This is a genomic window from Bradyrhizobium macuxiense, assembly GCF_007993935.1.
Classification (GTDB): Bacteria; Pseudomonadota; Alphaproteobacteria; order Rhizobiales; family Xanthobacteraceae; genus Bradyrhizobium; species Bradyrhizobium macuxiense_A.
Window position 1 is genome coordinate 443,257 of record NZ_VITY01000002.1, and the last position, 14,721, is coordinate 457,977.

Annotated in this window: 11 protein-coding genes; all 11 read right to left on the minus strand. The window is 65.6% G+C overall.

Going from position 1 to position 14,721, the window contains the following annotated elements; all coding sequences use genetic code 11:
• Positions 1-3: 3 nt before the first annotated feature.
• Entirely contained in the window at positions 4-708 is a 705-nt protein-coding gene (locus tag FBZ93_RS06230; protein ID WP_146985065.1) for an ABC transporter ATP-binding protein, read from the minus strand.
• Entirely contained in the window at positions 705-1,418 is a 714-nt protein-coding gene (locus tag FBZ93_RS06235; protein WP_146985066.1) for an ABC transporter ATP-binding protein, read from the minus strand. The genes FBZ93_RS06230 and FBZ93_RS06235 overlap by 4 nt, the downstream gene beginning before the upstream one ends.
• Before the next feature lie 85 nt (positions 1,419-1,503).
• The gene (locus tag FBZ93_RS06240; protein ID WP_433995383.1) at positions 1,504-2,829 is read right to left on the minus strand and encodes an ABC transporter substrate-binding protein; all 1,326 of its coding nucleotides are present in this window, start codon (positions 2,827-2,829) and stop codon (positions 1,504-1,506) included.
• A gap of 81 nt (positions 2,830-2,910) precedes the next feature.
• On the minus strand, positions 2,911-4,695 hold the full coding sequence (locus FBZ93_RS06245; protein WP_146985067.1) for an FAD-dependent oxidoreductase: 1,785 nt from the start codon (positions 4,693-4,695) through the stop codon (positions 2,911-2,913).
• A 35-nt stretch (positions 4,696-4,730) separates the two neighbouring features.
• Positions 4,731-5,633: an intradiol ring-cleavage dioxygenase gene (locus tag FBZ93_RS06250; RefSeq protein ID WP_146985068.1), complete on the minus strand. Its 903-nt coding sequence runs from the start codon at positions 5,631-5,633 to the stop codon at positions 4,731-4,733.
• A 25-nt stretch (positions 5,634-5,658) separates the two neighbouring features.
• Entirely contained in the window at positions 5,659-6,783 is a 1,125-nt protein-coding gene (locus tag FBZ93_RS06255; RefSeq protein ID WP_146985069.1) for a maleylacetate reductase, read from the minus strand.
• A 172-nt stretch (positions 6,784-6,955) separates the two neighbouring features.
• Positions 6,956-7,843: a helix-turn-helix domain-containing protein gene (locus FBZ93_RS06260; RefSeq protein ID WP_146985070.1), complete on the minus strand. Its 888-nt coding sequence runs from the start codon at positions 7,841-7,843 to the stop codon at positions 6,956-6,958.
• A 124-nt stretch (positions 7,844-7,967) separates the two neighbouring features.
• A complete protein-coding gene (locus tag FBZ93_RS06265; protein WP_146985071.1) occupies positions 7,968-8,642 on the minus strand; it encodes a spermidine synthase in 675 nt (224 codons plus the stop codon).
• A gap of 133 nt (positions 8,643-8,775) precedes the next feature.
• Complete coding sequence (locus FBZ93_RS06270) at positions 8,776-12,009, minus strand: bifunctional cytochrome P450/NADPH--P450 reductase (protein ID WP_146985072.1); 3,234 nt, start codon at positions 12,007-12,009, stop codon at positions 8,776-8,778.
• Positions 12,010-12,140: 131 nt separating this feature from the next.
• Positions 12,141-13,136, minus strand: coding sequence for an alpha/beta fold hydrolase (locus FBZ93_RS06275; protein ID WP_146985073.1), 996 nt, complete (start codon positions 13,134-13,136; stop codon positions 12,141-12,143).
• An 11-nt stretch (positions 13,137-13,147) separates the two neighbouring features.
• Positions 13,148-14,698: a WS/DGAT/MGAT family O-acyltransferase gene (locus tag FBZ93_RS06280; RefSeq protein ID WP_146985074.1), complete on the minus strand. Its 1,551-nt coding sequence runs from the start codon at positions 14,696-14,698 to the stop codon at positions 13,148-13,150.
• Between the last annotated feature and the right edge of the window lie 23 nt (positions 14,699-14,721).

Genomic DNA, 14,721 nt, shown 5'->3' on the forward strand with positions numbered 1-14,721 from the left:
CCCTCATGCTCCGAAATAGGCCGCGCGGATCGCGTCCTGATCCACGTCCTTTGGCCGCCCACTCAGCGTCACGCGACCTTCCTGCAAACAGTAGAAGCGGTCGGCAGCCCGCAGCGCGCGGGCGATGTCCTGCTCGACCAGCACGACCGCGGTGCCGCCGGCGCGGATCTGCGGCAGCATCCGGTAGATGTCCTCGACCACGATCGGCGCGAGGCCGAGGCTGATCTCGTCGCACAGCAGCACCGAGGGATTCGACATCAGCGCGCGGCCGATCGCCACCATCTGCTGCTGGCCGCCGGACAATGCCGTCACGGTACCGCGCCGCCGTTCCTTCAGTACCGGAAACATGCGGTAGACCGCGGCGAGATCCCAGGGAGCGCTGCGCTCGCCGCCATAGGCGCCGATCAGGAGGTTCTCCTCGACGCTGAGCGAGGGGAACAGCTGGCGACCCTCCGGAACCAGCGCGAGGCCGAGCCGCACGATGCTGGCGGCTGACGCATCGCCGATCGCGCGCCCGTTGAGACGGATCGCGTCTGAGCGGTTCTTCACGAGACCGGCGAGTGACTTCAGCATCGTCGACTTGCCGGCACCATTGGCGCCGATCACCGCGACCGCCTCGCCCTCTTTCAGTTCGAAATCGATGCCGAACAGCGCCTGGAAGTCGCCATAGAACGCATCGAGCGCGGAGACGTTGAGCAGCGCGGTCATGCCGGCACGCCCATGTAGATGGTTTCGACCTCGCGCGAGCGCATCACCTCGGTGGGCACGCCTTGCGCAACCACCTTGCCGAAATTGAGCACGACCAGCCGCTGCACCACCGCAAGCAGCGCGTGCACCACATGCTCGATCCAGATGATGGCGACGCCTTCGGCATGGATGGTCCTGATGGTCTCGACCAGCTCATGGCATTCGGCATCGGTGAGGCCGCCTGCGATCTCGTCGAGCAGCAGCGTGCGCGGCCTGGTGGCAAGCGCCCGCGCCAGCTCGAGCCGCTTGCGATCGAGCAGCGGCAGGCTGCCGGCGAGCCGATTGGCCTTGGCTTCAAGGCCGGTCAGATCAAGCATGCGGCCGCAATGCTGGACCGCGTCCGCCTCCGACAGGCCGCCGCCGAACTGGGCGGCGACGGCCAGGTTCTCGAACACCGAGAGATGATCGAACGGCTGCGGAATCTGGAATGAACGGCCGATCCCGGCGCGGCAGCGCGCCTCGGGCGGGAGACCCGTGATGTCGACGCCATCGAGGACGACGCGGCCGGCATCCGGCCGCAGCAGCCCGGTGATCAGGTTGAACAGCGTCGATTTGCCGGCGCCGTTCGGACCGATCACGCCGAGCGCCTCGCCCGACGAAAGCGTCAGGTCGATGGCATCGGCGACGACGATGGCACCGAACCTTTTCGAGACGGAATGGAGTTCGAGCATATCAGCTCACAAAAATGGATTGGTCTGGAGGGATGCGCGGACGAGCCGCGCATCTTCGATCGACGGTTTGCCTGCGACGTGCTCGCTAGCTCAACGCCTGCATGTCGCCGCCGAGCGGGATCTGCGGCGCCAACTTGTTGTCCGTGATCACCATGTCGTATCTGTCGCCGTTGAGCCGCCATTGGCCGCCGACCAGCGGCGTCTTGGCGATGTTCTTCGCCGCGAACGGCGGCACCGCGCTGGAGCCGAACGCGACCTGGCCGACGATGGTGTCGAGCTTGGTGGCGCCGATCGCTTTCGCCAGCGCCGCGCCGTCGCTCGGATCGCTGGAGCGCTTGATGGCGTCGATCGCGACCTCGAACAGCGAATGCACAAAGCCGATCGGCTGGGTCCATTGCTTGCCGGAGGCCTGCTCATATCCCTTGGCGAGATCAGCGGCGCTGACGCCGCTGAGGCTCGACTTGTAGGGATGCGTCGGCGTCCACCACACCTCGGTCGAGATGTTGTTGCCGCCCTTGCCGAGCGCCTGCACCGACGCCGGAAACAGCAGCGCCTTGGCGACCGAGACGACTTTCGGCTTCAGCCCCTTCTGCCGCGACTGGTTCCAGAATGTGGTGAAGTCGGGCGGGATGATCACGCCGGTGATGATCTCGGCATCGGCGCCACGAAACGCCGCGATCTGCGAAGAGAAATCGTCGGTGAGGTTCTGGAAGCGGCCCGGATCTGTCAGCTTGAAGCCCTGCTTGGCCATCACGGGCGGGAAGCCGATCGTGGTATCGCCCCAGGCATTGCCGTCGGCATCGTTCGGAAATAGCGCGCCGACCGATTTGTTGGTCGCGACCTGGCTCCACATGCTGGTGAAGACGCCGATCACGTCCTCCAGACCCCAGAAATAGTGGAACGTGTAGTCGAACGGCTTCCAGCTCTTGGGATCGCCTGGATTGGCCTGCCGACCGATGAAGTTGGTCTGCCATGGTGCGACGGAGGAGATGCACGGCACCTGTTCGAGCTCGCACTGCGTCGCCACCGGATTGTTGGTCTCGGGCGTCGCGCCGACCACGATCAGGCTGACATTGTCGCGGGTGATCAGCTCCTTGGCGACTTCGGCGGCGCGGTTCGGATTCGACTGGCTGTCTTTTGTCACTACCTCGACCGGATAGGTCTGCGATCCGACCTTGACGCCATCCTTGATGAATTTTCGGAACTCGCCGAGCACGAAATCGTCGGCTTCGGCGAATGCCGCAAGCGGACCGCTCTTCGGCGAGACGTAACCGATCTTGATCGGCTTGTTGGCGGCGCGTACGGCCGGCGCGAACAATGTCGTGCTACCTGCGGCGGCGAAGCCTCCGGCGATGCCCTGCAGCACGCGGCGGCGATCGAAAGACATTGCGTTCAATAGATCCTTGCTCATTTTCCCCTCCTTGAGGCAAGCCGGTCGCATGCCGGCTGCCGTTCATTTGGTTCTGAAAAGAATTGCCGGCGTCGCGCCGCATCACGCGGCGGCGACGGCCTTCGCCTGCGCGCTGCGGCCCAGGATCTGGCCGAACACATCCAGCAGCACATCGCTGGCATTGGCCGCGGCCTCCCTGGCGCGCCAGGCGACATACATGTCGGGACGCACCAGCACGCAGCCGTCCTCGTCCACCTCGCTCTGGCGATACCAGTCGGCATAGATGTCGAGCGCGTCGCAGCCCTGCGGGCCGATCGTCACCACGTCGACCGGCAGGCCGTAGGCCTTCTCGACCGCGGCCGCGGCCGTCTTCCAGCCCTCGCCTCCGATTCCGGTGAGCAGCGTGAAGCGGCCCTTGCCGGTGAGATCGAGCGTCGACTTGCGCTCGCCTTGATGCTCGACCCAGACATGCGGCAGATGCGCGCCGGGCCAGGTAGTGGCCTGATAGTACAACTCGTGATCCCTGGTGAAGGCCGGCATCGGCGTGCCGTCGGAGACCACGGCGGCCGAGCCGTAGCGCTGGTTCAGCTCGACGCCGTGGCAGTTGAACTCGTAGCTCTTGTTGGCGATCGCCTCATAGAGCTTCTTGCGGCGCGCCTTGCCCTCGGCGGTCGGCGCCTTGCGCGCCGCGATCGCCTTGCGCGCTTCCGCCGGATCGGTCGAGGCGACGAGGCCCACCGCCTCGAAGATCGGCGGGAAGTCGCCGATGCTCTTGTTGGCGCGGGTCACGATCTGCTTGCCGACCGGCTGGCGTTCGGCCGAATAGGTCTCGAGCAGCGACGGCGCCGCGTGGCCCTCGAGCACCAGCTTCAGCTTCCAGCAGAGATTATAGGCATCCTGGATCGAGGTGTTGGAGCCGAGGCCGTTGGTCGGCGGATGGCGATGCACCGCGTCGCCGACGCAGAACACGCGGCCCGACGAATAATGGCCGGCATACATCTCGTTCACGGTCCAGGTCGAGGTCGAGCGGACCTTGACCTCGAGCGTCTCGTCGCCGACGAGGTTGCGCACGATCGAGATCGCCTCGTCGTTGCTGAGCTTGCGCTCGCCCTGCTCGATGTCGTAGCCCCAGATGATCAGCCATTCGTTCCACGGCCGCACCATGCGGATCAGGCCGGCCCCGATGCCGCCGATCTCGGCGCCCGGCTGCAGCACCCAGTACAGCACGCTCGGCCGGTGCGCGACGTACTTGCTCAGATCGGCCTGCACGATGATGTTCATGCTGCCGGCGCGGCCCATCTGGCCCTCCATCGGCAGCCCGATCACTTCGGCGACCCGGCTGCGGCCGCCATCGGCGCCGATCAGATATTTGGCGCGGATCTGGTAGGTCTCGCCGGACAGGCGGTCCTTGACCGTCGCGGTGACGCCGTCGGCATCCTGCACCAGGTCGACGAATTCGGTGTTGAAGCACAGCGAGGTGCCGCGCTGGCCGGCGGCCTCGATCAGGATCGGTTCGAGGAAATTCTGCGGCAGGTCGCAGATGCGCGCGGGACTGGCGAGGTCGTAATCCGCCTTGCGCGAGGGATGGTTGCCCCAGGAGTACAGCCGGCCGAACTCCTCGCCGGCGAGGCTCTCGCAGAACACGTTGTTGGCCATCAGATGCTGCGGCACCGCCTGCGCGACCGCCTTGTCTTCGAGGCCGAGATCGCGCAGCACCTCCATCGCGCGCTGGTTGGTGATGTGGGCGCGCGGCGTGTCGGCGAGCCAGCCGTATTTCGTCACCAGGATGTGCTTGACCCCGTACATGCCGAGCAGTGCCGCCGCGGTCGCGCCGGCCGGGCCACTGCCGACGACGAGCACGTCGGTCTCAACAGGTTTGCTGGTCATGGTCCTCTCCTTGGTCGTGTTGTTGGTTGTGATCGTTATTCCGCGGCCATCATCGGCTGCGGCACCAGGCCGGCTCCCGGCTTCATCTGGAAGTCGTAGGTCATCAGGTGCCACGGGCTGGCGACGCGCTCGCCGTTCGGCAGCACGGGTTCGCTTTTCGGCTCGACGCGGGCGATCAGCTCGTCCTTGACGCCGAACACCACGTCGCTGCGCAGATAGTCGTCGCCATCGAGGAAGACGTGGGTGATCAGCGGCTCGTAGCCCTCGGCCTTGACCAGGAAATGCACATGCGCCGGCCGCATCGGATGGCGTTTCGTCGCGGTGATGAGATCGCCGACCGGGCCATCGGTCGGGATCGGATAGCTGCACGGCAGGATGGTGCGGAACGAGAAGCGGCCGTCGGCATCGGTGACGAAGCGCGCCCGCAGCGACGGACCATGAGTGGCGTAATCGGCCTTTTGCGAATCGTAGAAGCCGTCATCGTCGGCATGCCAGACATCGATCTCGGCGCCAGCGAGCGATTTGCCGGCCAGATCCGTGACGCGGCTCTGCACGAACATCACTTCGCCGTCGATCCCCTCGGAGATGTTGGCGCCGTGCGGCGTGACGCGGTGCTCGCCGACATAGAACGGGCCCAGCACCGTGGTCTCGGTGGCGCCCTCGCGCTCGCGGTGATTGACCGCGTCGACCAGCATCGAGACGCCGAGCACGTCGGACAGCAGGATGAACTCCTGGCGCAGCGGCGTGCAGGTCTGGCCGGTGCGGGTCAGGAATTCGATCGCCTGATTCCATTCCTCGAAGGTGAGCCCGGTGCGGCGCACCAGATCGTGCAGCGACTTCACCGTCTCCTCGATGAGAAATTTCAGCCGCTTGTTCGGCGTGTTGGCGAAGCTGCGGATCACCTCGTCGGTGAGATCATGCTCGTTGAAATTGGCCATCGTGTTGTCCTTTGATCGTGAGATGTCAGTGCTGCGCGGGCGCGTCACCGCGCCAGGCCGCCGCGATCAGGTCCTGGATCGCGACGCGCTCCACAGGTCTTGGATTGGCATAGGGGCTGCGCACCGCCATCTCGGCGGCGCGCGCGATGCCGTCCTCGGGCATGCCGATGTCGGCCAGCCGGCGCGGTAGTCCGAGCCGGCGCGCGAGATCGAACAGCCCTTGCGGCGTATCACTCGTGCGCAATGCGCGCGCAACTCGCGTCATCGCGTCAGGCGCGGCGGCGGCATTGTAAGCGGCCGCATGCGGCAGCACGATCGCGTGGGTTTCGGCATGCGGAAGGTTGAACATGCCGCCCAGCACGTGGCAAAGCTTGTGGTGCAGCGACATCCCGACCGCGCCGAGGCAGACGCCGCACAGCCAGGCGCCGTAGAGTGCATCGCGCCGCGCCCCGGCATCGGCCGGCGCATCCATGATGCGCGGCAGTGCACGGGCAAGCGCGGCGATGCCGTCCTCGGCCATCAGCGAGGTCAGCGGATTGGCGTCGGGCGCATACAGCGCCTCGACCGCGTGAGCGATCGCGTTCAGGCCGCTGGCGGCGGAGACATGCGGCGGCAGGCTGACGGTGAGATCGACGTCGTAGATGACGGTGTCGGGCACCAGATCCTGGGACTGCTGCGTAGTCTTGATGCCGTTCGTGGTTTCGCCAAGGATTGGCGTCATCTCCGAGCCGGCATAGGTGGTCGGCATTGCGATGTGCGGCAGCCCGGTGCGCAGCGACAGCGCCTTGCCGAGCCCGACCGTCGAGCCGCCGCCGATCGCGACCAGCCCGTCGATGTCGTGCGATTCAACGATGCGAAGCGCTGCGTTGGTGACCTCGACCGGGGTGTGCATGCGCGCGCCGGCAAACAACCCTGCGAGCCTGTCACCGAGGCCTGCGCCAAGCCGGCGTCCGAGATCCTGCTGCTCGGGGGTGGTCAGCACCAGCGCCCGCTTGATACCAAGGCGCTCGGTCTCTTCGCCAAGCCGCGCCGCGGTGCCGGCGCCGAAAACCACGCGATATTGCTGCGAGCAATAGGCGAAAATACCGCTGCCGGCATCTCCAGCCGCCACGATCGGCGGGCGTACGGCATCGGACGCTGCGATGCTCATGGCATTTCTCCCAGCCGGCAGACCGGCAAATTTCACTTTGTTGGGAGAAAGCTAGCGGCGGACGGCGGTCGCGGGCCTGCACGAAACCGGAGAGAATCTGCACAAAACCGGAAAAATCGTCAGGCGGGATGCGGCGGGGCAGCGCCCGTCGCCCGCCCCCGCCCGCTACGCGCTAATGGCTGCGCCGGTAGCGCCCCGGCGTCACGCCGGTAAAGCGGCGGAACATCCGCGTAAAATGCTCCTGATGCGAGAAGCCGCAAGCCAGCGCGACGTCGGCGAGGCTCTGCGTCTCGTCGGCGAGCAGCGCCCTGGCGCGCTCGATGCGCAGATTGAGCACGTATTGGTAGGGCGAGACGCCGCTGGTGGCCTTGAACAGGCGCACGAAATATTCGGTGCTGCGTCCGCATAGCTCCGCCAGCTGGTCGAGCCGGATATCGGTGTCGAGATTGGCGTCGACGAATTCGCGGATGCGCGCCATCTGCCTGTTGCTGAGCAGGTTCGGATGCTTGCCGGCCTCAACACTCGGCTTGTGGAAATTGATCGCGACGAAGCGGTTGGCGATCGCCTGCGCGATCGGATCGACGAACAGCGACGAGGCCGGCAGGCCGCCGGTGATGGTCTCGCCGATCGCCGCGGCAAGATGCTCCAGCACGGCATCCTGATCGCCGAGCATCGGCGCGAGCCCACCGATCAGGCTGGACGCCCCGTCGCGGCCCGCGAACAGGTCGGACCTCAGATAGATGTGGGTGGATTCCAGCGCCTCACGCAAAACCACGTTGCAGCTGTGCCCGGCCGGCAGGAAGAACACGCCGCCGCGCGGGATGTGGCGGGCCACCGACTTGCCGTCCATCACATAGGTGATCTCGACCGGGCCGCCCCGGTGCAGCACCATCAGATTGTCCGACAGCGCGTGGAAATGCCCGTCAAACGGCCGTTCGCGCTGGACCGAGGCATACGCCGACGACCAGCCGAGCCCCTCGCTCGAGCCACGGAATTCGGCCTGGAAGCGGTCCAGGATCCCGTGCGTCTCCTGCACCCCAAAATTCGACGTCGCCTGCATCCGGCAGTCCAAGGGCTCGAGGCTTCACGTGCCGGTCGAGTGAAACCCAACGGCCATGGATTTTCAACACAATCGAACCGACGGCTCCCCGCGGCGACCTTGTTGCGTCGCAATAGCGGGGCTTCTATTCCTTGACCGCAAGCCAGATCATGTGGCGGACGCCGCGGCCACGCCCCGTGGCACGGACCGCAATCTCGTTGACCACGAACCCGGCCCTCGACAGCGATTTCGGGAACTTGGCATTCGGACCTGACGACCAGACGGCAAGCACGCCGCCGCGCCGCAACGCGGCGTTTGCGACCTGAAGGCCGCAGACGTCGTACAGCGCGTCGTTGGCCTTGCGGGTCAGCCCCTCCGGGCCGTTATCGACATCAAGGAGGATGGCATCGAAGGTGCGTGGATGGCGCGCGATCACGTCAGCGACATCCGCCTCCTCGATGCTCACGCGCGGATCGTTCAGGCTGTCGCCGAAGATCTCGGCCATCGGGCCTCTCGCCCAGGCAACGACAGCCGGCACCAGTTCGGCCACCACGATCCGCGCATCCGCTCCGAGCACGGCGAGCGCCGCCCGCAGCGTGAAGCCCATGCCGAGACCACCGATCAGAAAATGCGGCTTTGCGACCTTCTCGATCCTTTTCGCGGCGAGCGTCGCCAGCGCCTCTTCGGAGCCGGACAGGCGGCTGTTCATCAGCTCGTTGGTGCCGAGCATGATCGAGAATTCGCGGCCACGCCGCATCAGGCGCAATTCACCCTCAGTGCCGGGAATGCGCGCGGTATCGATCTTTTCCCAGGGAATCATGCGGCGGCTTGTAACATGGCCGGGACCATGGCCGTAGCCCGGATGGAGCGCAGCGCAATCCGGGACAGTGTCAAATAGGGGACGACTGGCCCCGGATTTCGCTTCGCTCCATCCGGGCTACGAAGGCGGGAAATTAGCCACCGGCCCAGACGTCGAGCACGTAGCGGTTCCCTGTGCCCATCTCCTCGATCCAGCGCGCGGCAGCATCGGCATCAGTGCCGGTGCGCTCGCGATAGATCGACATCAACGTCGCCTTGACGTCGGGCTCCATCTTGCCGCCGTCGCCGCAGACATAGACGATCGCGCCCTTCTGGATCAGCTCCCAGACCCGGTCCTTCTGCGCGGCGACGAGATGCTGCACATAGGTCTTCGGGCCGTCGGCGCGCGAGAACGCGGTGAAGAGCTCACTGACGCCGTCGGCGGCGAACGCCTTCAGCTCGTCCGCATAGATGAAGTCCTGCTCCGGATGGCGGCAACCGAAGAACAGCATCGCGGGCCCCAAGGTCGCGCCCTGCGCCTTGCGCGCGGCACGCTCCTGCAGGAAGCCTCGGAACGGCGCGAGCCCGGTGCCCGGCCCGATCATGATGATCGGCACGGCATTGTCGTCCGGCAGGCGGAAGCCGGCCTTGGTCTCCTTGATGGTGGCGTGGACGGTGTCGCCGGCTCTGCGGCGCGCCAGATAGTTTGAGCAGATACCCTTGTAGATGCCGCGACCGGAGCTTGCCGGCGCCTCGACGACGCCGACGGTGACGCTGCAGCGCTGCGCCTCGCCGGCCGGAGACGACGAGATCGAGTAATAGCGCGGCGCCAGCAGCGACAGCATTTCGAGGTAAAGGTGGAATGGCAGCTCGCAGGCCGGATATTCCTCGAGCAGATCGAACACCGACTTGCGCTTGGCCAGCACCTCGGTGCGATAGCGCCCGGCCGAGGCGTCGTCGTCGCCGACATAGGCCATCAGTTTCGGCTTGGTCACCGGGCAGCGGGTGTGCTCGGCCATGATCTGGATCTGCTTGCGGGTCGCGACCTGCTGCAACTCGACGAACTCGGTAAGCAGCCGCCCGACCGACACTGCGTTGCCGACCGGCAATTGCGCGCGGCGGCCTTCCGAGACCTGCAAACGGATCTGGTCGGCGGGCAGGAAGCCGAACCGGCGCGCGACGGAATCGACCAGGGTCGGATCGTTGCGCGGCACCACGCTGAGATGATCGCCGACGCGATACTTCAGGCTGGGCGGCAGCTCGACCTCGATGTGCCGGGTCGAGCGCTCCGAAGGATGGGCGCCCTCCTTGGTCTGCAGCTCGATGTTGGCGAGCACCTTCATCGGCACCGCGCCGCCCTGCGTCACGATGGTGTTGACCGCGCCCTGCGCCACCGGCTCGATCGCATAGAGCGGCTCGTCCTCGGCGGTGCGGGTGAAATTCCAGTCGATGCCGAATTCCTTGGTCGCGACCTTCGCGGCCTCCGGGAACCATTTCTGGAACTGGCCGTCGAGATCGCTGCGGGCATCGCCCTCGCCGCGCGGATAGACCGCGCGCGCGCCATGCTTGGTCAATTGCTCGTCGATGAAGCGCGGCACCGACTGGTAGGTCGCCGCCCAATCGCTGTTGCCGCAGCCGAACACGGCGTAACGCACCTTGGCGAAAGCATCCCTCGGCATGTCGCTCTCGAGCCATTTGACGAATTGCGTCGCATTGTCGGGCGCCGCGCCATTGTAGGAGGCGCAGATGATCAGAACGCCACCCTCCTCCGGCAGCTTGCCGACATAATCGTCAAGCGGGCCGAGCCGGGTGGCGAAGCCGTTGATCTCCGACAGATCGGCCATGCGGGTCGCCAGTTCCTCGGCCGAACCGAGGTTGGAGCCGTAGAGCACCAGCATCGGCGTGTTGTGGCCGGGACGCGTGGTCGGCGCGCGAGGTGCCTTCGGCGCGGCCGCAACTGCGCCCGTGCTGCCGGCGAACGCGCCGCGATCCCTGTCGTCGCGCGGCCGCACCTTGATCCTGAAGCCGTCGGGCTTGACGGTCAGCGTCTCCTTCAGATGCATCTGATAACGATGCACGTCGAGCAACTTGAAGCGTTGCAGGATCATCCCGATCGCGAGCGCCGCCTCGTGCATGGCAAAGCCGCGGCCGATGCAGGCGCGCTGGCCGTTGCCGAACGGCTTCCAGGCATTGATCGGGCGCTTGGCCTCGGCCTCGCGGCTGAAATTCTCGGGATCGAACACATCGGGGTTCGGGCCCCAGACAGAGGGATCGCGGTGCAATGCCATCACCAGGATGGTGATGAAGGTGTTCTTCTTGAGCTTGTACTTGCCGCCGATCATCTCGTCGTTGAGCGGCGCGATGCCGTAAGCCGGCGCCGGCGGCCACAGCCGCAGCGCCTCCTTCAGACATTGGGTGATGTAGGTGAGCTGCGTCACCTGCTGATAGGTCGGCCTGACATCGACGTCGGGGCCGAGGACGCGGTCGACCTCTTCATAAGCCTTCTTCAGCACCTCGGGATGCTTGAGCAGCGCATAGATCGTGCACGACAACAGGCCAGAGGTGGTCTCGTGGCCGGCGATCAGGAAAGTGTTGATCTGGTAGCGGATGTTGACGTCGTCGAGCTGCTCGCCGGTGGCGCGGTCGACGCCGGTCATCATCGCGGCCAGCATGTCCTTCTTGTCGTCGGTCACGTCGGTGTTGCCGCGCCGCTCGGCGATGATCTCGTCGACCATCTTGTTCATGAAGGCGACGTCGTCGGCGAGCGTCTTGCGCCGCTTCTGCATCCACAGACCCTCGAGCGGCAGGCCGCGGGTCATCATGATGGTCTCGAGCGAGCGCACCAGCGATTCCACGAAGGGGTGGTAGTCGCGGCGGTAGAACGAATTGAAGCGATAGTCGAAGCCGCACAGCCCGATGGTGTCGAGGGTCAGCGCCGTCATGTCGTGAACGACCTCGATCTCCTCGTCGGCGTTGAGTCGCTCCCATTTCTTGACCAGCTGCTCGGCGATATCGACCATGCTCGGGTGGTACGACTGCATGGCGCGGTTGCCGAACGGCTGCATCAGGATGTTGTGCGCCTTGCTCCAGTTCGGCTCCCTGGTGTCGGCGGTGAACAGCCCGTCGCCGCCGACCGCGCGCACCCGGCGCAGCGAGCCGCGCACCGCCTTGTCGAAGCGCTTCTCGTCGGAGAGCTCGTCGACCAGGTCATGGCCGGACACGATCACGAGCGGCGCGCCCATCATGTCGAGCCAGAAGATCGGGCCAAGCTCCTTGGAGAGCTTGACCAGATGCTGCACCGGCGCGGTCGAATCCAGCGACAGCATGTTGCCGACCACCGGCTTCGTCGGCGGATGCGGGATCGGACTCAGTCTGTTGCCGGACGCCATGTTGGAAGTGCCCCCTTGTCTTTCCACCCGTCATTGCGAGGAGCGAAGCGACGAAGCAATCCATCTCTCCTCATATGCGGGCAGATGAATTGCTTCGCTTCGCTCGCAATGACGGCTTTACTGTCGCGTCGTCACCCAAACCTTCGCTTACGCCATTCGATCAGCTTTGCGCTGACCTCGTCAGGCTTTTCCTGCTGCGTCCAATGGCCGCTGTCCTTGACCAGATATTTTTCGAGGTCCGGCACCAGTCTCTCCATGCCGTCGGCGGCCGAAGGCGGCAACACCGCGTCGTTCTCGGCCATGATCATCAGCGACGGCACCCGCACATTGTGGTCCAAGCCAGCGGAACGTTCCCAGTTGCGGGTGAAGTTGCGATACCAGTTGATGCCGCCGGTGAAGCCGGTCCTGGTGAAGGTGTCGACAAACACCTTCTTCTCGTCCGCCGACAGGATCGGCGTCCGCGGATCGTGCTTGGCGTCGTAGTTCGCAATCATCTGCGGAAACGCCAGATTGAGCCGGGCCGACGCCCCGACGCCCGCGATCGGCTGTTCGGGCGGCGCATCTGCGGGACGCGGTGCCGGCTTGCGCATGAAGGCATCGAAGGTCTGCTCGACCCGGCTGCCGAAAATCCGGTCCGGCTCGCGCGCCGGATCCTGGAACTGGACGATATACATGTGGTCGCCGAAGCGCTGGCGGAACAGCGCGATCGGATCCATTGGTGCACGGTCCCAATGCGGCGTGTTGACGCCGACGACGCCGGCGACCCGCTGATGGTGCCGGAGCGGCATCTGCCAGACGACAAAACCGCCCCAGTCGTGACCGACGAAGATCGCCTTGTCGATCTTGAGGTGATCGAGCAGGCCGACCAGATCGCCGGTCAGGTGCTCCATGTCGTAGGCCTCGACCGGCTCGGGCCGGTCGGTCGCGCCATAGCCGCGCTGATCCGGTGCAATCACCCGGATGCCGGCCTCGCCCAGCGCCTTGATTTGATGGCGCCAGGAGAACGCCAGTTCGGGCCAGCCGTGGCACAGCACCACGGGCGGCGTGTCGGTCTTGGGGCCAGCTTCGTAAAACCCCATGCGGATGCCGTTCGTCTCGGCGAACTGCAGCGGTGGCATGTCGATCATTGAGGCAATTCCTATTCGGCCGCGCCCTTGATGTCGGCAGGCGGGGGAGCGAACGCCGCCTCGAGTACATCGAACTCGAGCGGCAGCATGTCACACATCACCTGCACGTGGGGAATGATGTTGGCACCCACGATGAAGCCGAAATCGAGCTGATCCCGGTAGCTCTGCACGGTGATGTTGAGCGCAACGCCGTGGGTCGAGATCGAAACCGGGAAGATGTGCAGCAGCTCGGCGCCCGCCGCGTACAGCGTCTGCCGCGGCCCCGGCACGTTCGAGACCGTGATGTTGGTCGCCGGCGGGAGCACGTTGGAGAGATCGGAGCGGCTGTAGAGCAGCGCCATGATCTGCACCAGGATCGGCGCGCCCAGCAGCGATATGTTGGTGACCTGCGGCACCAGGGCGCGCAGCGGATGCGACATCTCCTTGGATTTGGTGGACTGCGCGATGATGGTTTCCAGCCGCTTCTTGGGATCCTCGATGTCGGTCGCAATCGAGCAGATCATGCCGAACACCTGGTTGTTGGATTCGGCATTGCCCTCCTCGCGCAGCGAGATCGGCACGCCGGCCGTCAGCGACTTGTTCGGCAGCGCCCCCTGGCCGATCAGATAGCGCCGCACCACGCCGGAGGCGAGCGCCAGCACGACGTCGTTGAGCTTGCCGCCCGAAGCTTTCGCCAGCGCCTTGGCGCGCGACAGCGAGATCGAGGTGCCGGCAAAGCTGCGCTCCGACGAGATCGCCTTGTTGAGGATGGTCGGCGGCGAGGCCATCGCCTGCAGGTTCTCGCGCGACCGGGGATCGGCGACCTTGGCGACGACGTCGGACAGGCTCTTCATGACGGTCGGCATCGAGCCCGCGAACTTCACCGCGCTCTCGATCTGGAACATGGCGTTGTCGAACAGGATCGAGCCGAGGTCGCTCTTGCCGGAGCGCGGCAGCTCCAGGTTCTTCTGCGCGGCGGCGGCCGCCTCGAACGGCTGGGTCCAGAGCTGCTGATAGGCGTCGATCAGATTGGCCGCGATGTCGCGCGGCTCCTGCGCGACCTTCTTGGCGCCCGGCGGCTCGATCTCGCGCGGCACCGGCGTCAGGTCGTAGATCATGCTGGTCAGCGCAGCGCCGGCGCCACCGTCGATGCAGGCGTGGTGCATCTTGGAATAGAGCCCGATCTCGTTGTCCTTCATGCCCTCGAAGACGTAGAACTCCCAGAGCGGCCGGGCGCGGTTCAAGAGCTTGGCGTGCATCCAGCCGACGATACGCTCCAGCGTGGCGCGATCGCGCGGCGCGGGCAGGCTGGCGCGGAAGATATGACGGTCGATGTCGAACTGGTCGTCCTCGACCCAGGACGGATGATCGATGTCGAGCGGCGCCTTCTGCAGCCGCGCCTTGAGGATCGGCGCGATATGCAGCCGCGAGGCGATCATCGCCTTGAACTCCTCGAAGAAGTCGCCCTTGTAGCCGTCGGGCAGCCGGAAGATCGCCATGCTGCCGACATGCATCGGCATTTCCGGCGTTTCCAGATACAGAAACGATGCGTCCAGCGAGGACAGCTTCTTGGCGTCGCTCATGATCTCCTCCCGAGAGCCAATTC